Below are 20432 nucleotides of genomic sequence, written 5' to 3'. Positions count from 1 at the left end.
GGTGCCCTTGGTCTCGGGAACCTTCGTATCACCGTCCACATACTTATAGGCTTTGCCCGCCACCTGGAAGACATCGTAACGCTCCAGGGACAGCGTGGTGGGCGTAATGTCGACTTTCCACTCAATGGATGCCGGACCCGAGCGGATGTTCATCGGATTAACCATTTCAACGCGGAAATCATACGTCTGTGTGTCGTCGCCCCCGTTATAGCCGGTGAATCTGCCGGCGGGTATGTTCAGCGTCCAGGACCATGTGGATGCCGTTGTCTTGTTCAGGCCCAGCGTGAGGCCCGTCACGGAATCCGTGACGGAAGATGCGGTGTTGACCGCCGCACCCCTCTGGAAAGTGTTGGCAGGAGTGGTCACCAAGGGCGTCCAGTCCGAGGCAGTCTTCTGTTTCATCGAAACAGCCATCCTGGAATCCGTCATCCCCAGACCCCCCGAGGACCAGGCGAGATAAGTAGGTGATACTTCACCCTTGAATGTGACGGCTGAACCTGCGGGCAGGCTCCCGTTGACCGTATGAGGCACCGTGACCGAGAACTTGCTCGCGTCCGGAACGTTCTCCCCCGAGACGAAATACGCCGTCCCGATATTCGAGAAGAATGAAGTCAGGCCGAACCCGGAGATAGACTCGACCACCCAGGCATGGTACCGCCTATACCCGCTGTACCTGTTACCCGGGTCCGGAGACTGGTATTGCTTGTTCGTGTCCTGTATCTGCCAAGATCCTCCCTGCTTGCTCTTGGGATCGACCTCGCACGCAGCCTCGCCCAGCCTGAACCCCCACGTGTCCGCGGCTTTCACCAGATCCCCGCCATTTGAACCCTGACCGCCATCAATCGGATTGGCAGGATCCTCCCCATAGAGAACAACCTTGTTGGGACGCGCAGCATCCTTGGAAGGCGTGCACTCACCACTGACCACCGGATCAAGCTTAGAAGTATACACACTTCCCGAAGCATCCAAACCGGCATCCCCATCATTCTCGATCTTCGTGATCGTCGGATCCTTAGGACGGGGCACATCATACTTATAAAACGCCGTATTAATCGTCCAGCCCGCAGACAGATTTCGGTCTATATCCGAGCTGTTCATGCCGTCACGTATGCCGACGAGACCCTTCTTATCAGGGTTGTACACTTCAGGACTGACAGTACAAGTGTTGGCAGTGCCGGTGTCATTCAGATTCTTGGTCACAGGCCAGGTAACAAATTTGAAGTAGCCATCAAGATCCTGCTTCTCCTTGGCCTCTTTGAAATTGATGGAGCCGTCCGAATTCTGGGCAGGCATCAGATTGCCGTTCTTATCGGTCGCAAAAAGCACATTGGGGTTATTGAGATACCTCGGGTCCTTTGGACTCACGTTGAAAGCCGAATACCTGCTGACTTGATATTGCTTGCCGGTCGTTGTCGTTACCGAATTAGGAGACGGCTGCTGGCCTGTCACCAGGACCGGCTCAGGTGTCAACTCATCAACAGGCACCCACTCGCTATCCTTCAGAGCCACCCACTGGTAATAATAGGAATTGGTCTCGGAACATATGCCATCAGGGTTATAGATGGTACTGCCACGCGGATTCAGCCAGTACGCGAAGAAAGACCGCGATGGGGCTGTGCCCGGATCGGTGCCACTGATACTTCCAACACTGTTGTCAGAATAGGCCGGAAAGCCATAATCGGTCACCAAGCCCCAGTTAGACTGATTGCCTCCATAAAGATCTGGCTGGTCATCCCATCCAATCCAAGAGTACGGTCCACTGCACTGAAGATCATCGCCCTTGCCCACGCAGTCGCCCATATACAACTTAAAATTCTTTCCGTTCGCCGTTAAGGATGAAGTAATATTGGATGTCCTATCCGGCGCGTTGATCATCGTATCTGGCTTAAAGTTGCTGCAATCGCCAATATTCCAGCCCCAGGATAAGCCACCGCAAGACAGCGCGCCTTTCTGCTGTCCAACGACAGCAAAGACATTCAAGGGCTCGTCGGCACCACCTGGTTTATAATATGACGTATCGCTGGAGGTATCCCTGAGGTTCAGATCGCCCTCGATGGAAATGGTCAGATAGTCATATAAACCAGAATTGATGATCGTGTGAACGGTGAAATACTCGTCCCTGTTCTGCGCCCACTTCATGGCCCCGGTCCAAGGCGCATCCGAGGATGACTTTGAAGCAAAGGTGTTCAGATACTTCACCCTGCGATAGTATGACTGATTTGTTGAACCAAAGTATGGGTATACGAAGGATAAGTTGCAAGCACCCCTGGTATCGACGCCACTGGTGGCATTGGCGCAAGAAGGATCGAAATCGTTGTGTTTCACGCGCAGGATGAAGTCCATACGCAGCTCATCCTGGTAAGAATCAATCTTATCATTGTAGGCCAACATCCGATAAAGCAAAGGTTTTCTACTGGCCGTCTCGTCCTGTCCGTTGACGGCATTGGCCTGACTGGCCGACAGAGCGCTCAGCCCAAGCGGAATAACTATGGCCAGCGTCGCCATGAGGGTCACCAGAACGGCTATGACCTGACGCCTCATATGCTGTGGACGCTTGGCGCCTCGTTCCTGCATACGCTTCAATACAATACCCCCCCACCCAAAACCACGATGAAATCAAGCTCTAGACCAGATCGACTTTGCTTTTGACTTATCCCCAATTAAGCCAACTGTACATAGAGCACAAAAATGCAGTTTCATTTTTTATTACGCATCCCAAGAGTACAGAAATTAGAAGCATTATCTGGGATTCAGATAGAATATTCTATAATCGGCGTTTCGCGACCGTCCACGGTCTTGATTCTGGCTGGTCTGGATTGGGGGCTGGACCATTTTGGTTTAATTGACAGAGCGTCTGATTGGTAATGAGAAGATCCACTGTTCGATGCTGTCAAGCAGCTCTTTCACCAACCGTCTTTGGCAACGACAGGACACACCGTGGCACGAATGGTGTATTGGCACCCGCATGGAAGTTAAAAAACCAGGACCTGCCCTCACTTCCTAATTCCTAGGAGGTGAGGGCAGGTCCTGGCTTATGCTTTCGGGATCAGTGCCGGCTTTCCTGCTTGTTCCTCAAGCAGGCCACGAAGCCCACCAGGCCCAGGGCTATCAGCAGCATGATCTTGAGCATCGAAAGCGGCCAGCCGCCGGTAAGCGGCAGAGAGGATGTCGAAGGCCGGAACTCCAGCTCCTGCGACACCGAAGCCGACTGGTTCCCGCCCTGGAACCTGCCCTGCGAATCAGGGCCCTCGGCATCATCGGAAAGCACCTGGACCGCGACATCCCCCTGCTTCATCCCCTCAGGAGGAACCGCCTGCCATATGCCCTGATCCCCCACAGCCACATCCGTGCCGGTATTATCAGGCCAGGTCACATGCACCATGGTCCCCTTGGTCTCAGGAACCTTCGTATCCCCGTCCACATACTTATAGGCCCTGCCCGCCACCTGGAAGACATCATGACGATCAAAGGTCAGCGTGGTAGGCGTCATGTCGACCTTCCGCTCGACAGAGGCTGGGCCCGAACGAAGGTTCATCGGGTTGACCATCTCAACGTGGAAGGTATAGGTTTGCGTCTCGTCGCTGCCATCGTAGCCAGTGAACCTGTCAGCGGGTATGTTCAGCAACCAGGACCAAGTAGAAGCCGCCGTCTTGGTCAGGCTAAGCGTGAGGCCGGTCGTAGAATCTGAAATGGAAGATGCGGTGCCGACCGCTGCATCCCTCTGGAAAGTGTTGGCCGGAGTAGTTACCAAGCTGGTCCAGTCCGAGGCAGTGTTCTGCTTCATGGAAATGGCCATCTTGGAATCAGTCATCCCCAGCTTCCCCGACGACCAGGCCGTATACACAGGCGACACCTCGCCCTTGAATGTGACCACCGAATCCGCAGGCAGGCTCCCATTGACCGTATGGGGCACTGTGACCGAGAACTTGCTCGCATCCGGTACATTCTCCCCCGAGACGAAATAGGCCGTGCCAATATTCGAGAAGAACGATGTCAAACCGAACCCTGACGTGGACTCAACCACCCAGGCGTGATAGCGCCTGTAACCGTTGTACTTGTTGCCAGGATCCGGCGATGGATACTGCTTATTGGTATCCTGAATTCGCCAGGACCCTCCCTGTTTACTGCCAGTGTCGGCCTCGCAAACAGCTTCACCCAGCCTGAACCCCCACGTGTCCGAGCTTTTCACTAGGTCATCGCCATTTGTGCCCTGCCCCTCCGCAATCGGATTGCTGGGATCCTCGCCATACAGAACAACCGTATTAGGATGCTTCTCATCCTTGGAGGGCGTGCACTCACCACTGACCACTGGATCAAGCTTCGATGTATACACGCTCCCAGAAGCATCCAAACCGGCATCCGCATCATTCTCGATCTTGTTAATCGTCGGATCATCAGGACGCGGCACATCATACTTATAAAAAGCAGTATCAATCGTCCAACCCGCAGAGAGATTCGTATCCTTTTGCGCGGCAGACATGTTATCATTGATTCCCACAAGACCGGCACTCTTGGGGCTGTATACCTCTGGGCTGACGGCTGTACATTCCGTGCCATCAGAATTCCTGGTGTCAGGCCAGGTCACCAATTTGAAATAGCCGTCAAGACCCTGCTTCTCCTTGGCCTCCTTGAAATCAATCCCGCCATCAGCCTTCTGAGCAGGCATAGGATTGCCATCCTTGTCGGTCGCAAAAAGCACGTTGGTGGTATTTGCATACTTTGGGTCAGTCGGATTGACGTTATAAGCGGCATTGGTATTGACCATACCCTGCAGTCCGTAGGTGGTAGTCAAAGTATTAGGACTTGGCTGCTGGCCTGTCACCAGAACCGGTTCAGGAGTCAGCTCCTTAACAGGCACCCACTGGCTGTCCTTCAGAGCCACCCACTGATAGTAATAGGAACTGGTCTCAGAACATATGCCATTGGTTTTGTTGCCTGGACCACGCAAGTTCATCCAGTACACAAAGAAAGACCGTGCCGGAGCCGTGCCCGGGGCCGTGGCATTTATATTTCCAACCGTACCATCGCTATAAGCCGGAAAACCATAATCAGTCACCATGCCCCAGTTGGCCTGGTACATGTTATAAAGTTGTGGCCAATAGTCCCATCCAACCCAAGAATATGGGCCACTGCATTTCAGGTCATCTCCTCCGCTACCCAAGCAGTCACCCATATACACTTTCATCTGTTTATCCTTCGATAAACTCGCGGTGATATTTGAATATCTATCCTGCAAGTTGCTCATGGAGGCTGGATCGAAAGTTGAGCAGGTGGGGGTACCCCATGCCCACGAAGAGCTACCACAGGACAGGGCATCATTCTGTTCACCAACGATGGCAAAGACATTCAAGGGCTCAGGGTGACCGCCAGCCACGAATTTTGCGGGATCTGTAGACTTATCCGCAATGTTCATATCACCCTCAATGGATACGGCCAAGTAGTCATATAAACCTGAATTGATTATCTTATGAACAGTAAAGCGCTCCACATGATTCCCAGCCCATGCTACAGCTCCGTCATATGTATGCCCGTTTTTGTTATTTTCAAGGTAATTATCCGGAGTTATACTATTTATATATCTTATACGATAGTAATTTGCAGGGTTATCAGAACCAACATACTGATATATAAAAGATAAATTACATTTCGCCTTACCACCGGTGTCCGACTTGCCGAGGTCGACGCAATCCGGCTTGAACTCGTTGTGCTTCACACGCAGGATGAAGTCCATTCGCAGCTCATCCTGCCAGGAATCAATCTTGTCGTTGAAGGCCAACATCCTATAGAGCAGCGGCTTCCTGCTCGCTGTCTCGTCCTGTCCATCAACGGCATTGGCCTGATTGGCCGACAAAGCGCTCAACCCTAGCGGAACAACCATGGCCAGAGTAGCCAGAAGGGTTACCAGAACGGCGATGATCGAACGGTTCACATGCAGCGATCCCTTATTGTTCCGTTCTTGCAATTGCTTCAATACGAAACCCCCAAGTCTCGATAGAATCGTGCGCTATAACAAACTGACTCTGTTTAGTTCCTCCCCAATACCGCCGACTGTATCACAGAGATAAAAAAATCGCACCTTCGCGTTTTCTTTACATAATTCAAGCTTAACCGGGCACTCAGGGCATGATTATCGATGTTTCGCGACCGTTAACCGTACGGAATCTATAAGGATTTATCAGCCTCTAATATGGCCATCGCCCAGCACCCAGCTGACAAGAATCGGCATGATGGCCGCCAGGGCCTTGCCCCTGTGTGAAATGGCGTTCTTTTCATCCGAGGTCATTTCCGCCGAGGTCAACGGCTGCCGGTCGCTGGCACGCCGAGGCTGATCACGGGGCACGAAGATCGGGTCGTAACCGAACCCATTGTCCCCTCGTGCCTGACGGATGATGCTTCCAGGCATCTCGCCGACCCTGGTCACTTGAGATCCCCGGACTGCGTACCCCGGCACATCCGGAACGACTAGGGCGGCAGCACAGACAAACCGACCTCCCCTGTGGTCGTCGGGAATGTCGTTCAGCTGGTTCAGCAAGAGCTCCAAGTTGGCCTGATCGTCGCCGTGGCGGCCACTCCACCTTGCTGAAAGAATCCCCGGAGCGGCGCCCATCACATCAACGACCAGCCCCGAGTCGTCCGCCAACGCAGGTAGACCGGACTCCCGAGCGGCCTGCCCAGCCTTAAGAAGGGCGTTCTCCTGAAAAGTGGTGCCGGTCTCTACCGGATCGGACAGTCCCAGCTGCCCCGCCGAAACCAGCTCAATCTTCTGACCTCCATCGGCCAGGAAACCGTCGAGTATGCGACGAAGCTCAGCTAGTTTGCCCTCGTTGTGCGTGGCCACAACCACTCTTCTGGCCTGCCCCATACCGATCCTCCTCGCTGAAAATGCCTACCGTGGGCGTCAGTCAGATGCCAGAGCCTTGCGCTGAGCGGCCTGAAGCTCCTTGTTTCCTTTGGATGCCAGATCCAGCAAGATGCCAAGCTCCTGACGATTGAAGGGACGATGCTCCGCCGTTCCCTGTATTTCTATGAAATCGCCGGAGCCGGTCATGGACACGTTCATATCGGTCATGGCCCTGCTGTCCTCCAGATAGGGAAGGTCAAGCATGGGCTTGCCATCAATGATGCCCACCGAGACGGCCGAGACGCAATCCTTGGTCACCTTGTCGGCACTGCGGATGTGATGGTGGTCCTGGGCCCATCTGAGGGCATCGACCATGGCAACGTAAGCACCGGTGACCGAGGCTGTACGGGTGCCGCCATCGGCCTGAAGCACATCGCAGTCAAGCTGGATCTGATTCTCACCTAGGGCCTTCATATCCACCACACCGCGCAGGCAACGGCCTATCAGCCGACTGATCTCCTGGGTGCGGCCGCCGACCTTTCCCCGGACCGACTCGCGTGCAGTGCGGTCGCTGGTGGCCCTGGGGAGCATGGCGTACTCGGCCGTGACCCAGCCCAGCCCGGAGTCCTTGCGCCAGCGGGGCAGCGTCGGCGTGAAGGAAGCCGTGCACATGACTCTGGTCTTGCCGCACTCGATCAGCACCGACCCCTCGGGAGCCTCCGTCCAATGCCTGGTGATGACGACCGGCCGAAGCTCATCAGCCGCCCTGCCGTCAGGCCGCAGCACGGCACCCTCCTGAAGCATGTCCTTGATAGCAACCATCAGTGATGATCCTTTCCGTTCCGCCCAGGCTCCCCTGGTCTGGTCCCTATTATTCCGTCAGCCGTCTACCGATCAATGGTCAGCGGTGTCTTGGCCGGCAGGATGCGATCAATCAGGAAGATGACCAGCGACAGGGCAAAGAAAACGACCAGGTACTCAGCCAGGTTGACCGTCAATTGGGCCCAGCCCAGGTGCCCGAGATCCAAGAAGGCATAGGGGTAGGGATTACCGCCCGGCTCCGGTCCCGAATGAGGCCAGATGGCGGCCCGAATCAACACAAAAGCTACGTAGAAGGGGAAGTAGATCAGCCAGGTCAGCACGTTGTGCCAGTGGAAGCGACGATGAGGGTCGAACAAGAGGAAGTCCACCGTTGCCAGGATGGGGCTGATGACGTGAATCATCCATGTGGTCCGGATGCCCAGGACCAGCTTGTAGTCCGTGCTATTCAGCCCCAGAACCAGGATGGCCACCAGCCCGGTGATGACGATGTAGAGCGTCAGGCAGCCTTTGAGCCAGGCGGGAGGCTGAATGCCCTTGAGCAGGGTGGCCGCTCCGGCCCAGAGCATGACCAGACCTAGGGCGATATTGGTCTGGAAGGTAAAATAGACCCACTTGTTGCCGATCCCCAGCAGCCAGGCCTCGTAGGTGCCGCCCAGGCAGAAAAAGGCGATCAGCAATCGGTAGATGCCCACGACGAATCTCATGCGGACCAGCTTAGCCCGACCTTGGGAGGGCAGGGCGAGCCAAGTGGTCAGAGGATTAGACTGGGTGCCAACCAAGGGCTTTTCCACCCACAAAGGGGAAGATATGAACGCAGAAAACAATAGTAAGGACACCGGAACCTCGACGGCTCTGATGACCGACATGTATGAATACACCATGCTGGATGCCGCCCTGCAGGACGGTACGGCCGGGCGACGATCCGTCTTCGAGGTCTACACCAGACACCTGCCGGCAGGGCGCCGCTACGGAGTGGTAGCAGGCACCGGACGGATTCTGGATGCGCTGGCGGATTTCCACCCCAGCGAGGACGAGCTGCGCTTCCTGTCCGACCGTCACATCGTTAGCCAGACCACCATCGACTGGTTGGAACACTTCCACTTCACCGGAACCATCCGCGGCTACCGGGAGGGCGAGATATTCTTCCCCGACTCCCCCATTCTGCAGATCGAAGGCAATTTCGGCGAGTGCACCCTGCTGGAAACGCTGATCCTTTCCATACTCAACTACGACTCGGCTGTGGCATCGGCCGCCTCCCGCATGGTCACCGCGGCCAAGGGCCGGCCCTGCATGGACATGGGCGCACGCCGGGCCAACGAATATGCGGCCGTGGCAGCGGCCAGAGCGGCCATAGTCGGCGGATTCCAGGGGACATCAAACCTGCTGGCAGCCAAGCGATACGGCTTCAAGGCCATCGGAACCGCAGCCCACTCATTCACCCTCCTTCATGACAATGAACGTGAGGCCTTCCAAGGACAGATTCAGGCCCTAGGCAAGGGGACCACCCTGCTGACCGACACCTACTCCATCGAGGAGGCTGTCAGGACAGCCGTCGAGGTTGCCGGACCCGAGCTGGGCGGGGTTCGTATCGACTCCGGAGACCTGGGCTCGCTGGCCCAGCAGGTCCGCGCCCAGTTGGACTCCCTGGGAGCCACCAAGGCCACCATCACCGTCACCAACGATCTGGACGAGTACGCCATCGCCTCCCTGCAGGACGCCCCGGTGGACTCCTACGGGGTGGGCACCATGCTGGTCACCGGTTCGGGGGCCCCCACCTGCGCCATGGTCTACAAGCTGACCGAGCGAGAGAATTCCGACGGAGTTATGCAGGCCGTCGCCAAGAAGTCGGTGGGCAAGGCCTCAGTGCCGGGACGCAAGCTGGCCTACCGCTCCTACCACAACGGAGTGGCCGATGCTGAGCACGTCATCTCGGGCGCTGAGGATGCGCTGGCAGCCTATGCGCCCGAGCAGGACTGGCGGGATCTGCTGGTCACCTACGTGGATCATGGCCAGGGCAGGCCAGAGTTCCAGGGAGAGCAAGCCGTGTTGGACGCCCGGGAGCACCGGGCCAAGGCCCTTAAGGAGCTGCCCATCAACGCCCTGAGCCTGATGAAGGGCGAGCCGGTCCTGCCCACCGTAGTGAGGACCATCTGATGAGCACACAATCCGAAACCTACCAGCCCGACCCGAGCCGGTACGATTCCACAACCTACCGGCCCTGTGGCGACAGCGGTCTGAAACTGCCACCCATCTGCCTGGGCTGCTGGCACAACTTCGGCGACACCACGCCCCTGGATCGTATGCAGGAGCTGTGCACGACGGCCTTCGACCACGGCATTACCCACTTCGATCTGGCCGACAACTACGGGCCGGAACCGGGCGCCGCCGAACGCAACATGGGGATCATCCTGCGGCGATGCTTCAGCCACCACCGTCAGGAGCTGGTCATCTCCACCAAGGCTGGTTATGAAATGTGGCCCGGCCCTTACGGAAACCTTGGCTCACGCAAGCATCTGCTGTCCGGACTGGACCAGAGCCTGAAGCGGCTGGGGCTTGACTATGTGGACATCTTCTACCACCATCGCCCCGATCCGGACACACCCCTAGAAGAGACCATGGGCGCCCTGGCTCAGGCGGTCACCAGCGGCAAGGCCCTCTACCTGGGACTATCCAACTACGACGGGCCGACCATGACACGGGCTGCGGCCATCCTGACTGAGATGCACGTCCCCTTCGTCATCAACCAGAACCGCTATTCCATCTTCGACAGAACCATCGAGGACAACGGGCTCAAAGAAGCCGTGATGAAAGAGAAGAAGGGACTGATCACCTTCAGCCCGCTGGCCCAGGGGCTGCTGACCGACCGCTACCTGCACGGGATTCCCGAGGACAGCCGCATTCGGTCCGACGGTCGCTTCCTCAAGGAGTCTGCGCTGACCCCTCAGCGGCTAAAGCAGATTCAGAAGTTGAACGACCTGGCCCGTCAACGCGGCCAGAGTCTGGCAGAGATGGCCCTGGCCTGGTTGCTCAGGGACCCGGCTGTCACCTCGGTGCTCATCGGCGCCTCCAAGCCCGAGCAAATCCTGGACAATCTCAAGGCTGTCCAGTCAGCCGACTTCAGCCGGGAGGAGCTGGAGATGATCGACCGGATCGCCTTGGACAAGCAGTCCTGAAGCAGCCTGGGCCGCTCAGCAGTCCTCAGTGGCTGCCACCGGTCATCTGCTCGTAGATGCGCTTGCAGTCCGGGCAGACCGGGTACTGGGAGGGGTCGTGCTTGGGTACCCAGACCTTGCCGCAGAGAGCCACGACCGGTCGGCCGGTCAGCTTGGATTCGGCGATGCGCTCACGGGAGACGTAGTGGGCGAACCGGTCCGCATCGCCCTGGTCGTTCAGCCGGGTTTTCTCGGCGGTCTCGGTGTCCGGACGGTCCAGCACGGCCGTGCCAGTGCCCTGGTCGGGGTTCTGCTCCCGCTCCGGATCCTCCATGCGAATGCTCTTGCTTGCAGTCATGACATCTATGGTACGGCGGCGAGCTACACGTTCGCTCCCTATGACGCGCTACGCTGAGAATCATGACTATCGCTGTATGCCCTGGCTCATATGATCCGGTCACCTCCGGCCACATGGATGTGATCGAACGTTGCGCCTGCTTCTTTGAGACGGTCCACGTGGTTGTGGCCGTCAATGCCGCCAAGACCCCCATGTTCAGCGAACAGGAGCGGGTGGCCATGATCCGCCGGGCCCTGGATGAGGACGGATACCCGAACATCACCGTAGCCTCTACCGATGGCCTGATCACCGACTACTGCCGCAAGGTGGGCGCCTCGGTCATCGTCAAGGGACTGAGGCAGAACGGGGACTATGAAGCCGAGCTGGGCATGGCCCTGGTCAATCGCAAGCTGTCCGGGGTGGAAACGCTCTTCCTGCCAGCCGATCCGGTGAGGGAACACATCTCCAGCACCATCGTCAAGGATGTGGCCAGGCATGGAGGGGACATCACCGGCATGGTCCCCGACAGCGTCGTGGATGCACTGATAGACACCTTGCACAGGGACACACAGCACACGGAAAAGAGCCAATGATGAACGAGCAGACCCAGGAAAGGGACGATGACGAGCCTATCGACGACTCGACCAGAGCGAGCGCTCCCAGGTCCGCAGTCGACATGAAGGACCTGCCCGACCTGCAGGAGGATCGAAGCGAGAGCGGGAACCCCCGATCGGAATTCACCACCGTCTATGACATCATCGACAGGATCCAGGCCATGCTGGACGAGGCCAAGGCCCCCATTTTCAGCCCGGGACTGGTCAAGGTGGACCGGGACGAGCTGGCCGACGACCTCAACGAACTCAAAAAAATGCTGCCAGTGCAGTTGGAGCGGGCCTCGGCGCTCATGAGGGAGGCGGAACGCCGGCTGAATACGGCGCAGACCCAGGCCAACGCCACCATATCCGACGCTCAGAGCCGAGCTGCAGACATCGTCAAGGAGGCTGGCGAGCAGGCCCGCTTCCTGGCCGGTCAGGAGAACGTGGTGGCCATAGCCCGGCAGAATGCCCAGACCATCATTGACACGGCCCAGGCCCAAGCAGACCGTCTGGTCCAAGGGGCCGATGGGTATGCCGCCCAGGTCATGGGCGAGCTTGACACCCAGCTGGGCAAGATGAGTCAGGATGTGCGTGCCGGTCTGGAGGTTCTCCACCAGCGTGAGCAGGAGGCAGCGCGTAGCATGAACGCGTCAGTCTCGGATCAGGGAAAGGAGACGCAGGGATGAGCAGACCAGAGGATTCCCCCTGGGCGGTTTCAGTGGCCCAGGTGTCGACGCGGGCAGGGCAGAGCACCCAGCTGGATCGCGATTTTCCAGCCCCTGAGGGCATTGGCGACCAGGTAGTGGGCATCCCGGCAGGAACACCCGTGCACGTGAAGGGCGACATCGACTCTCTTGTGGACGGACTCTTATTGCAGGCCCACATCAGCGCGCCCCTGAAGACCGAATGCACCCGCTGCCTGAGACCCGTGGATACCAGTATCCAGGACGATCCGGTGGTCTTCTTCCCCTACAAGGAGCCCGAACCGGAGCCGACCCACGGCAAGGAGGAGATCCTGGCCGAACAGGAGGAGGCCAGCGGCCAGACCTATCCTCTGGCCAGCGGAGGCGCCTTCATGGATCTGGAGGCCCTGCTGCGCGACACACTTGTGGAGGCCCTCCCCCTGCAGCCCCTGTGCCGACCAGACTGCCGGGGTCTGTGCCCCCAGTGCGGCATGGATCTGAACGACCATCCCGATCACCACCACGAGATAATGGACGACCGCTGGGCAGCCCTGGCGGGACTCAAACAGCGCTTGGAGCAGGAGGAGAACCCCGGCAACGACGGCCAGGCTGGCGAATGACCGGAGGTTGCGGTAGACTGCACTACGCTTAAGCTCGAAGTATTCGATCGAAACAGAGGACAATATGGCACTGCCAAAGTACAAGACCTCGCGCGCCAACACCCATTCCCGGCGCGCCAACTGGAAGACCCAGGCCGCCGCTACGGTGACCTGCCCCAACTGCGGAGCCCCTGCGTTGCCGCACATGGCATGCCCCAGCTGCGGCATGTACCGCGGGCGCGTCTACCGCGACGCCATTCGCTCGCAGTTCAGCAAGTGAGCCAATCGGCGAACGATACACAATGAGAGAACCCCGGCCATCGACGGGTGGCAGGGGTTTTTCCATATCATCAGACGGCAAGGCTGAGAAAGCGAGAAAGGCCATGCAGACAGAGCAGTCCAGAAAGGATCAGGAAGACCATATGCAGCAGGAGGAACAGGAGCAAGTGGACCCCGGCAACCAGGCGGCTGAGGAGCTCTTCCAGGCCCTGGGTGGCAGGATCAGCCCGGAACTGCTGGTGCACGCCCTGACCCATCGCTCCTTCGCCCATGAGCACCCCGGCATGCCCAACAATGAACGACTGGAGTTCCTGGGCGACGCGGTTCTGGAACTGGTGGCCACCGAGACCCTATACAAGGTTCATCCAGACATGACCGAGGGCCAGCTGGCCAAAATGCGGGCCAAGGCGGTCTCCGAAGAGGCGCTGTCGGCCATCGCCCGGAAGAAACTGCACTTGGGGCAGTATATTCTTCTGGGCCATGGCGAGAGCGAAAACGGCGGGGCCGACAAGGACTCCATACTCTGCGACACCGTCGAATCGTTGATCGGGTCGGTCTTTGTGGAACACGGCATCGAGGGGGCCAGGACCACCGTCCATACCCTTCTTGACGACACCCTGGCCGAGGTAGCCACCGAGGGGCCGGCACTGGATTGGAAAACCTCGATCACCGTCAAGGCACACAAGCTGGGCTTGGGCGAGCCCCGGTACGCCATGGCGGTCTCCGGACCGGAATACGCCCAGGTCTTTACCGCCGAACTGCGCCTAGAGGACGGCGGGACCGTGATCGGCAAGGGCCGGGCCAGTAGCAAGCGGAAGGCCCAGCTGGCTGCTGCCGCCGAGGGGTGGAAGCGGCTGGACGACCAGGATCTGCTGGCGACCCTGCGCGCCGAGCAATCCTCCTGAGTATCCAACTGGAATTCCGGCATGCGGTACTGCGCCAACGCCCCGACCAGACCCCTGTTTAGACTATGGGCATAACCCGGAAGCACGCCGTCACGAACGGCACAGGTGCCTCCTCCTGATCGGGATTCGTCCGCCCACCCCGCCGACGCTCCGACAGGTTCGTATTTCGACATGCACGGCCGCAGGTCGGCGCGCAGTCTGGAGGTCGAGAGGAAACATGAGTCTGCCGACACCTCTGCAAGCATTCAGCTCGGTACCCAAGAACTGGGACCATGACGACAAGGATGTCCCCGCCCAAGGCGAGCCCATGACGGGAGCCCAGGCGCTGATTCGGTCCCTGGAGGATCTGGGGGTCACCCAGGTCTTCGGCGTTCCTGGAGGCGCTATTCTGCCCGCCTACGACGCCATTGACGAGCAGGTGCGCTTCAACTTCACACTAACCCGCCACGAGCAGGCAGCCGGCCACGCAGCCGAGGGCTACGCCGTCTCCACAGGCAAGGTCGGGGTCTGCCTGGTGACCTCCGGACCCGGAGCCACCAACATGGTCACCCCCATAGCCGATGCCATGATGGACTCAGTTCCCCTGGTAGTGGTGACCGGCCAGGTGGGTGTGGACTCCATCGGCACCGACGCCTTCCAAGAGGCCGACATCGTGGGCATCACCTACCCGGTGGCCAAACACTCCTATCTGGTGACCAAGGCCCAGGACATCCCCCGGGTCATGACCGAGGCCTACCACATCGCCTGCTCGGGAAGGCCCGGCCCGGTGGTGGTGGACCTGAGCAAGACGGCCCAAAACGGCAAAATGCTCTACTCCTGGCCCCAGGAGATGATCCTGCCTGGCTATAACCCGGTCACGCGAGCACACGGTCACGTCCTGGATGATGCCGCCCGGCTCCTGGTCCAGTCGCACAGGCCTGTCCTCTATGTGGGCGGCGGCGCAGTCCGGTCCGATGCCCGTCGGCAGGTCCAGGAACTCGTGCGAGCCACCGGTGCTCCCATGGTCACCACCCTGCCTGCACGAGGCATCGTACCTGACTCCGATCCTGCAGTACTGGGCATGCCCGGCATGCACGGCACAGTGGCCGCCAACGGCGCCATCCAGCACTCCGACCTGCTGGTGGCCATAGGCACACGCTTCGACGACCGGGTGACCGGCAGCCTTGAGGACTTCGCCCCTGTGGCCAGGGTCATCCACATCGACATCGACCCGGCCGAAATCGGCAAGAACCGGCAGGCTGATGTACCCATCGTCGGGGATGTGGGCCAGGTGCTGGACGACCTGATCCCGGCACTCAAGGCAGCCCAACGCACCTGGGGCAAGCCCGACCTCAAGCCCTGGTGGCGACTGATCGACGGCTGGCGGCACGACTACCCCACCACCTTTGAGCCCAGCCCGGACGGCACCCTGGCCCCCCAGTGGGTGGTCCAAACCCTGAGCAACAAGGCCGATCCCAACACCATCTGGGTATCCGGCGTGGGTCAGCACCAGATGTGGGCCAGCCAGTTCATCGACTTCGAACGCACCCGCTCCTGGGTCTCCTCCTGCGGACTGGGAACCATGGGCTACGGCCTGCCCGCCGCCATCGGCACAGCCATCGGCACCAGGGAACAGGAAGATCCGCGGCCCGTCTGGCTGATCGACGGGGACGGCTCCTTCCAGATGACCTCCGAGGAGCTGGCCACGGCCGGTCAGGCGGGACTGCCCATCCGCATCGCCATACTCAACAACTCGGTCTACGGCATGGTGCGTCAGTGGCAGACCCTCTTCTACGGCAGCCATTACTCCCAGACCAACCTGGAGGACGGCGGCGCCAAGCCCACAGACGGCAACGGCATCCCCGACTTCGTCAAACTGGCCGAGGCCTATGGCTGCCTGGGACTGCGTGCCTTTACCCAGGAGCAGGCCCTGGAGGCCATCGATAAGGCCAACGCAGTGACTGACCGGCCGGTCCTGATCGACTTCCGCGTCTGGAAGGATGCCATGGTATGGCCCATGGTCCCTGCAGGCGCCTCCAATGACACCATCATCTACAAGCCTGGCGTGCAGCCCCTGGCCGGCATCCGTCCGGAGCAGGAGCAGACCGAGCCGCATGAGCAGACCGGAGCCGACCGGGCAGCCATGGCCAGCGACGCCGCCGGTCGCATGAACAAGTAGGAAAGGGGCACCACATGGCCAATTATCCAGCATCCAAGCCCGGTTCCGAACGGCACACCCTTTCCGTCCTGGTCGAGAACCGCCCCGGCGTCCTGGCCAGGGTGGCCGGCCTGTTCGCCAGGCGCGCCTTCAACATCAACTCCCTGTCCGTCTCGTCCACCGAGCGAGACGACATTTCCCGGATCACGGTCACGGCAGACGTGGAGGCCGTCCCCCTGGAGCAGATCATCAAGCAGCTCAACAAGCTGCTGCATGTGCTCAAAATTGTCGAGCTCAAGGGCGACGAGGCCGTGGAGCGCGAGCTGGTCATGATCAAGGTCAAGGCCAACGAACGCAACCGCTCCGACGTGCTGGAGATCGTCAAACTCTTCCGCGTGCGCGTAGTCGACGTCCATCCCGAGTCCTTGACCATTGAGGCTACGGGGGCAGAGGGCAAACTGGAGGCCCTGCTGCGGCTGCTGCGGCCCTTCGGCATCATCGAACTGGTCCGGTCGGGCGCCGTGGCTGTTACCCGGGGTCCCCGGGCTCTGAGCGAGAAGGTGCTGGGCTCCCAGATCACCGGCCGCTGATTCCTCCTGTAATCCTGGAAGGTGGTGCGCATGGCTGACGATGTGACGGCGGGAATGAGCAGGACCGGCCGAATCGAATGGGAGCGGATGGTATCCGGTCAGGTCTATCAAGACACCCATCCCGACATCGATCGCCAAAGGGAACGTGCCGAAAACCTCTTCCTGGAGTACAACAGGACCGGCCCTGGGCAGAAGCAGGAACGGCGACGGATTCTGGAAGACCTGCTGGGCCAGGTGGGACAGGATGTCGTCATCAATCCGGACTTCAGATGCGAAGTCGGTTGCAACATACGGATTGGCAGTCAGACGCTGATCAATTACGGCGCCGTCATGCTGGACAACGCTCCGATCACCATAGGCAGGAACGTGTGGATAGGCCCCGGCGCAGGGCTCTTCTGCACCAACCATGCCCTGGACTATGAGGAGCGGAAGGCTGGCGCCTGCCAGGCCCGACCCATCGAAATCTGCCAGGGAGCCTGGCTGGGCGGCCATGTAGTCGTCCTGGGAGGAGTGCGGATCGGCCGTGGAGCCGTCATCGGAGCGGGGTCTGTCGTCACCCATGACATACCGGATCAGGTAGTTGCGGTCGGCAACCCCTGCGCTGTCCTGCGACCTATCACCGAAGCAGACAAAACCGGTTACCTGGACAGAATTCATCAGCGTGACCAGGAGAACGACTAGGACCAATAATCCCTCTCCCTCTGAAAAGCCCACAGCTCATTCCATCCAAGGCTGGCGGTAGATTGGGGAATCATGCCCATCTATGATCTCGGTCTGGAACACGTCGCTCTATCTTTCGCCACCAAAACCATCTTTACGGACGTGACGCAGGGTATTTTCGAGGGCGATCGGATCGGCATCGTGGGCCGAAACGGTGACGGCAAATCCACACTGCTGCATCTGCTGAAAGGCACCCAGGAACCCGATCAGGGCCGGGTGACCATGCGCAATGGACTCACCTTCGGCATGCTGGACCAACGTGATCCCCTGAAGGACGAGGACACGGTCCGCAAGGCAGCCTTGGAGAATCGACAAGACTACGAGTGGGCTGCCGACCCCAGATCCCGCGAAATCGTGGAGTCCCTCCTAGGTGGCATGGAGCTGGAGGCCAAGGTGGGTACCCTGTCCGGCGGTCAGCGCCGCAGGGTGGACCTGGCCCGGCTGCTGCTCCGGGATTGGGACATCCTGGCCCTGGATGAGCCAACCAATCATCTGGATCTGCTCACCATCCACTGGCTGGCCGAGCACCTGAAGAACCGCTGGGCCAAGAACTCCGGAGCCCTCCTGCTGGTCACCCACGACCGCTGGTTCCTGGACGAGGTCTGCACCTCAATGTGGGAGGTGCATGACGGAACCATCGACCCCTTCGAGGGTGGCTACAGCGCTTACATGCTCCAGCGGGTGGAGCGCGAGCGCCAGGCGGATCTGGCCGAGACCAAGCGCCGCAACCTGGCCCGCAAGGAACTGGCCTGGCTGACCCGAGGCGCCCGGGCCCGCTCGACCAAGCAGAAGTTCCATGTCAAGGCCGCGCAGGAACTGATCGCCGACGTGCCACCCATGCGCAACAGCCTGGAACTCAAGCGGATGGCCACCTCCCGACTGGGCAAGCAGGTGGTGGACCTGGTCGACGTGACCAAGATCTATCCAGGTGCCGACCCCGATACCGACGGAGACAAGGATGACCGGGTCCCCTCCCCTCACGCCGAGCGTCCGCTGATGGGCTCAGTGACCGTGGCTGCCGACCCCGACAAGAGTGGTGAGGACGGCCAGGACCGTCCGGGCACTGCAGCAGCCGACACCCTCACCATCAGCGGTCACAAGGTCCTGGACGACGTGACCTGGTTGATCGGCCCTGGCGACCGATTCGGCATCGTAGGTGCAAATGGAGCAGGCAAGTCCACCCTGCTGGGTCTGATTGACGGCAGCGTGGCTCCCACAGCAGGACACGTCAAAGTAGGTAAGACGGTCCGCTTTGCGGTGCTGACCCAACGTCTGGACGAGCTGGAGAAACTGGGCCGCTATCGGATCAAGGAGGTCCTCAGCCGCTACAAGCCCACCTATCTGGTGGAGGGCAAGGAGGTATCCCCTAGCCAATTGATGGAGCGCCTAGGCTTCGAAAACTCCCAGCTGATGACCAGGATCAGTGACCTGTCAGGCGGACAGAAGCGCCGCATGCAGCTCCTGCTCATCCTGCTGGACGAGCCCAACGCACTGATCATGGATGAGCCAGGCAACGACCTGGATACCGACATGCTGGCCGTCATGGAAGACATGCTGGACTCATGGCCGGGCACCCTGATCGTGGTCTCCCACGACCGCTACCTGCTGGAGCGGGTGACCGACCAGCAGTTCGCGCTGATCAACGGCAAGGTGGTTCATCTGCCCGGCGGTGTCCAGGACTACCTGGACATGGTCGAGTCGGCCGACCGTGAGGCTACGGATGCACCGGGCCAGGCATCAGCCAAGGAGACCGGGAATCACAATCAGGCCAAGGCCGAACGTGTTGCCAGGCGAAATCTGAGCAAGCAGGCCTCCGCCATTGAACGCAAGCTGGCCAAGCTGGCTGATCAACGCAAAGATCTTGAACGACAGATGGCTGAGCACGACCCTGGCGACTACCAAGGTCTCAACGAGCTCAACAGCAAGCTCAAGGATCTGACCGGACAGTCGGACCAGTTGGAAGAGGAGTGGCTGACCATCGGAGAGGAGCTGGAATAGCCTCAGTCGGCGGCCAGCTGAGCGGCCTGGGTCGAACACCTGGCCGCAAAGGCAGAAAAGATGGCATCGGCCAAGGGCTGCATCTGTGGCATCCCTTTGATAAAATCGTCGCGCATTTTAGCGATCTTGGACTTCTTCATCGTGCCGACCATGCTCGGCACCTGCATCCATTCCTCGAAGATGGGCGCCGTCACCTCCAGGTGGAACTGCAGGCCCAAGGCTGATCCAAGTCGAAAAGCCTGAACCTTGGTTGCCTGGGAGCGGGCCAGAAGCTTGGCCCCCGGAGGCAGAGTGACCTGGTCGGCATGCCAGTGCAGCACATCCGTGTTCTTGCTCCACATGGCCACATCGTCGTCCTGCCCCACCCAGCGGATGGGCCCCATGCCGTATTCGGGCTCCTGGTCCCGCATCAGGGTGCCTCCCAGGGCTCGCGCCAGAATCTGATGACCCAGGCAAATCCCCAGAATGGGCTTGTTGGCAGCCATCGCAGCCTTGGCCAGCTTGGTCTCCGCCTTGAGTCCGGGGTGATGCGCGTAGTCGTCAGCCGACATGGGCCCGCCCATCATGACCAGTCCCGCCAACTCCCGCGAGCGCGGCAGCTTGGGCTTCTTCTCGTCCACGATATTGGTGATCTCGGTATCCAGCCCGCACTCCTGGAGGTTGTCGAGAATGCGACCTGGCTTCTCCCAATCCACATGCTGGAGCACCAGCACCCTAGGTTTCGCCATGATTCCATTCTTGCACACATGCCGTCGGACCGGGTCTGCAGGCTC

The 20432-nt window shown here is 59.6% G+C and carries 18 protein-coding genes; 11 read left to right on the top strand and 7 right to left on the bottom strand.

Annotated features, from left to right (window positions below; translation table 11 throughout):
- From P273_RS0106550 to P273_RS0106530, 5 genes are all read right to left on the bottom strand, one after another.
- Nucleotides 1-2343: hypothetical protein (locus P273_RS0106550; protein WP_253269590.1), on the bottom strand; the 2343-nt coding region annotated here is incomplete at its 3' end.
- A 703-nt stretch (nucleotides 2344-3046) separates the two neighbouring features.
- Nucleotides 3047-4948 carry a hypothetical protein gene (locus tag P273_RS0106545; protein ID WP_253269589.1) on the bottom strand — a complete coding sequence of 634 codons (1902 nt, stop codon included), beginning with the start codon at nucleotides 4946-4948 and terminating at the stop codon, nucleotides 3047-3049.
- A 1227-nt stretch (nucleotides 4949-6175) separates the two neighbouring features.
- A complete protein-coding gene (gene rdgB, locus P273_RS0106540; RefSeq protein ID WP_024627657.1) occupies nucleotides 6176-6862 on the bottom strand; it encodes an RdgB/HAM1 family non-canonical purine NTP pyrophosphatase in 687 nt (228 codons plus the stop codon).
- 36 nt (nucleotides 6863-6898) lie between these two features.
- Nucleotides 6899-7663, bottom strand: coding sequence for a ribonuclease PH (gene rph / locus P273_RS0106535; protein WP_024627656.1), 765 nt, complete (start codon nucleotides 7661-7663; stop codon nucleotides 6899-6901).
- 65 nt (nucleotides 7664-7728) lie between these two features.
- Nucleotides 7729-8367: a Pr6Pr family membrane protein gene (locus P273_RS0106530; protein ID WP_024627655.1), complete on the bottom strand. Its 639-nt coding sequence runs from the start codon at nucleotides 8365-8367 to the stop codon at nucleotides 7729-7731.
- A gap of 103 nt (nucleotides 8368-8470) precedes the next feature.
- On the opposite strand from P273_RS0106530, the gene P273_RS0106525 reads away from it, so the two are divergent.
- Both P273_RS0106525 and P273_RS0106520 read left to right on the top strand, forming a co-directional pair.
- Nucleotides 8471-9817, top strand: coding sequence for a nicotinate phosphoribosyltransferase (locus P273_RS0106525; protein WP_024627654.1), 1347 nt, complete (start codon nucleotides 8471-8473; stop codon nucleotides 9815-9817).
- The gene (locus P273_RS0106520; protein WP_024627653.1) at nucleotides 9817-10836 is read left to right on the top strand and encodes an aldo/keto reductase; all 1020 of its coding nucleotides are present in this window, start codon (nucleotides 9817-9819) and stop codon (nucleotides 10834-10836) included. The genes P273_RS0106525 and P273_RS0106520 overlap by 1 nt, the downstream gene beginning before the upstream one ends.
- Nucleotides 10837-10861: 25 nt before the next feature.
- On the opposite strand, the gene P273_RS0106515 is transcribed toward P273_RS0106520, so the two are convergent.
- The gene (locus tag P273_RS0106515; RefSeq protein ID WP_024627652.1) at nucleotides 10862-11173 is read right to left on the bottom strand and encodes a DUF3039 domain-containing protein; all 312 of its coding nucleotides are present in this window, start codon (nucleotides 11171-11173) and stop codon (nucleotides 10862-10864) included.
- 62 nt (nucleotides 11174-11235) lie between these two features.
- Here P273_RS0106515 and coaD point away from each other — a divergent pair, with 62 nt between their 5' ends.
- The 9 genes from coaD to P273_RS0106470 all read left to right on the top strand — a co-directional run bounded on the left by coaD (nucleotide 11236) and on the right by P273_RS0106470 (nucleotide 19659).
- A complete protein-coding gene (gene coaD, locus P273_RS0106510; protein ID WP_024627651.1) occupies nucleotides 11236-11745 on the top strand; it encodes a pantetheine-phosphate adenylyltransferase in 510 nt (169 codons plus the stop codon).
- On the top strand, nucleotides 11742-12434 hold the full coding sequence (locus tag P273_RS0106505) for a cell division protein (protein WP_024627650.1): 693 nt from the start codon (nucleotides 11742-11744) through the stop codon (nucleotides 12432-12434). The genes coaD and P273_RS0106505 overlap by 4 nt, the downstream gene beginning before the upstream one ends.
- Nucleotides 12431-13051 (top strand): DUF177 domain-containing protein, encoded by a 621-nt coding sequence (locus P273_RS0106500; protein WP_024627649.1) that lies wholly within the window; start codon nucleotides 12431-12433, stop codon nucleotides 13049-13051. The genes P273_RS0106505 and P273_RS0106500 overlap by 4 nt, the downstream gene beginning before the upstream one ends.
- Before the next feature lie 64 nt (nucleotides 13052-13115).
- Nucleotides 13116-13310 carry a 50S ribosomal protein L32 gene (gene rpmF, locus P273_RS0106495; protein ID WP_015021378.1) on the top strand — a complete coding sequence of 65 codons (195 nt, stop codon included), beginning with the start codon at nucleotides 13116-13118 and terminating at the stop codon, nucleotides 13308-13310.
- 142 nt (nucleotides 13311-13452) lie between these two features.
- Nucleotides 13453-14214, top strand: a complete 762-nt coding sequence (gene rnc / locus P273_RS0106490) for a ribonuclease III (RefSeq protein WP_024627648.1) — start codon at nucleotides 13453-13455, stop codon at nucleotides 14212-14214.
- Between the two features lie 217 nt (nucleotides 14215-14431).
- Complete coding sequence (locus P273_RS0106485; protein WP_024627647.1) at nucleotides 14432-16372, top strand: acetolactate synthase large subunit; 1941 nt, start codon at nucleotides 14432-14434, stop codon at nucleotides 16370-16372.
- 14 nt (nucleotides 16373-16386) lie between these two features.
- A complete protein-coding gene (gene ilvN, locus P273_RS0106480) occupies nucleotides 16387-16941 on the top strand; it encodes an acetolactate synthase small subunit (RefSeq protein ID WP_015021375.1) in 555 nt (184 codons plus the stop codon).
- 30 nt (nucleotides 16942-16971) lie between these two features.
- Complete coding sequence (locus tag P273_RS0106475; RefSeq protein WP_051354158.1) at nucleotides 16972-17622, top strand: sugar O-acetyltransferase; 651 nt, start codon at nucleotides 16972-16974, stop codon at nucleotides 17620-17622.
- Between the two features lie 72 nt (nucleotides 17623-17694).
- Nucleotides 17695-19659, top strand: coding sequence for an ABC-F family ATP-binding cassette domain-containing protein (locus P273_RS0106470; RefSeq protein ID WP_024627645.1), 1965 nt, complete (start codon nucleotides 17695-17697; stop codon nucleotides 19657-19659).
- A gap of 2 nt (nucleotides 19660-19661) precedes the next feature.
- On the opposite strand, the gene P273_RS0106465 is transcribed toward P273_RS0106470, so the two are convergent.
- Complete coding sequence (locus P273_RS0106465) at nucleotides 19662-20387, bottom strand: type 1 glutamine amidotransferase (protein ID WP_024627644.1); 726 nt, start codon at nucleotides 20385-20387, stop codon at nucleotides 19662-19664.
- Nucleotides 20388-20432: the final 45 nt, after the last annotated feature.

The sequence above is a fragment of the Bifidobacterium sp. A11 genome, from assembly GCF_000499185.1.
Taxonomy (GTDB): domain Bacteria; phylum Actinomycetota; class Actinomycetes; order Actinomycetales; family Bifidobacteriaceae; genus Bombiscardovia; species Bombiscardovia mizhiensis.
Note: the sequence above shows the minus strand (reverse complement) of the source record. Positions and strands in the feature narration are given on the sequence as shown.

What these genes read in the sequence shown, in the direction of transcription:
- P273_RS0106500 (WP_024627649.1), top strand. Translation starts at nt 12,431, where the DNA reads ATGAGCAGACCAGAGGATTCCCCCTGGGCGGTTTCAGTGGCCCAGGTG.
- P273_RS0106465 (WP_024627644.1), bottom strand. Translation starts at nt 20,387, where the DNA reads ATGGCGAAACCTAGGGTGCTGGTGCTCCAGCATGTGGATTGGGAGAAG.
- P273_RS0106525 (WP_024627654.1), top strand. Translation starts at nt 8,471, where the DNA reads ATGAACGCAGAAAACAATAGTAAGGACACCGGAACCTCGACGGCTCTG.
- rnc (WP_024627648.1), top strand. Translation starts at nt 13,453, where the DNA reads ATGCAGCAGGAGGAACAGGAGCAAGTGGACCCCGGCAACCAGGCGGCT.
- P273_RS0106515 (WP_024627652.1), bottom strand. Translation starts at nt 11,173, where the DNA reads ATGACTGCAAGCAAGAGCATTCGCATGGAGGATCCGGAGCGGGAGCAG.
- rpmF (WP_015021378.1), top strand. Translation starts at nt 13,116, where the DNA reads ATGGCACTGCCAAAGTACAAGACCTCGCGCGCCAACACCCATTCCCGG.
- P273_RS0106520 (WP_024627653.1), top strand. Translation starts at nt 9,817, where the DNA reads ATGAGCACACAATCCGAAACCTACCAGCCCGACCCGAGCCGGTACGAT.
- P273_RS0106485 (WP_024627647.1), top strand. Translation starts at nt 14,432, where the DNA reads ATGAGTCTGCCGACACCTCTGCAAGCATTCAGCTCGGTACCCAAGAAC.
- P273_RS0106475 (WP_051354158.1), top strand. Translation starts at nt 16,972, where the DNA reads ATGGCTGACGATGTGACGGCGGGAATGAGCAGGACCGGCCGAATCGAA.
- coaD (WP_024627651.1), top strand. Translation starts at nt 11,236, where the DNA reads ATGACTATCGCTGTATGCCCTGGCTCATATGATCCGGTCACCTCCGGC.
- rdgB (WP_024627657.1), bottom strand. Translation starts at nt 6,862, where the DNA reads ATGGGGCAGGCCAGAAGAGTGGTTGTGGCCACGCACAACGAGGGCAAA.
- P273_RS0106530 (WP_024627655.1), bottom strand. Translation starts at nt 8,367, where the DNA reads ATGAGATTCGTCGTGGGCATCTACCGATTGCTGATCGCCTTTTTCTGC.
- rph (WP_024627656.1), bottom strand. Translation starts at nt 7,663, where the DNA reads ATGGTTGCTATCAAGGACATGCTTCAGGAGGGTGCCGTGCTGCGGCCT.
- P273_RS0106470 (WP_024627645.1), top strand. Translation starts at nt 17,695, where the DNA reads ATGCCCATCTATGATCTCGGTCTGGAACACGTCGCTCTATCTTTCGCC.
- P273_RS0106505 (WP_024627650.1), top strand. Translation starts at nt 11,742, where the DNA reads ATGATGAACGAGCAGACCCAGGAAAGGGACGATGACGAGCCTATCGAC.
- ilvN (WP_015021375.1), top strand. Translation starts at nt 16,387, where the DNA reads ATGGCCAATTATCCAGCATCCAAGCCCGGTTCCGAACGGCACACCCTT.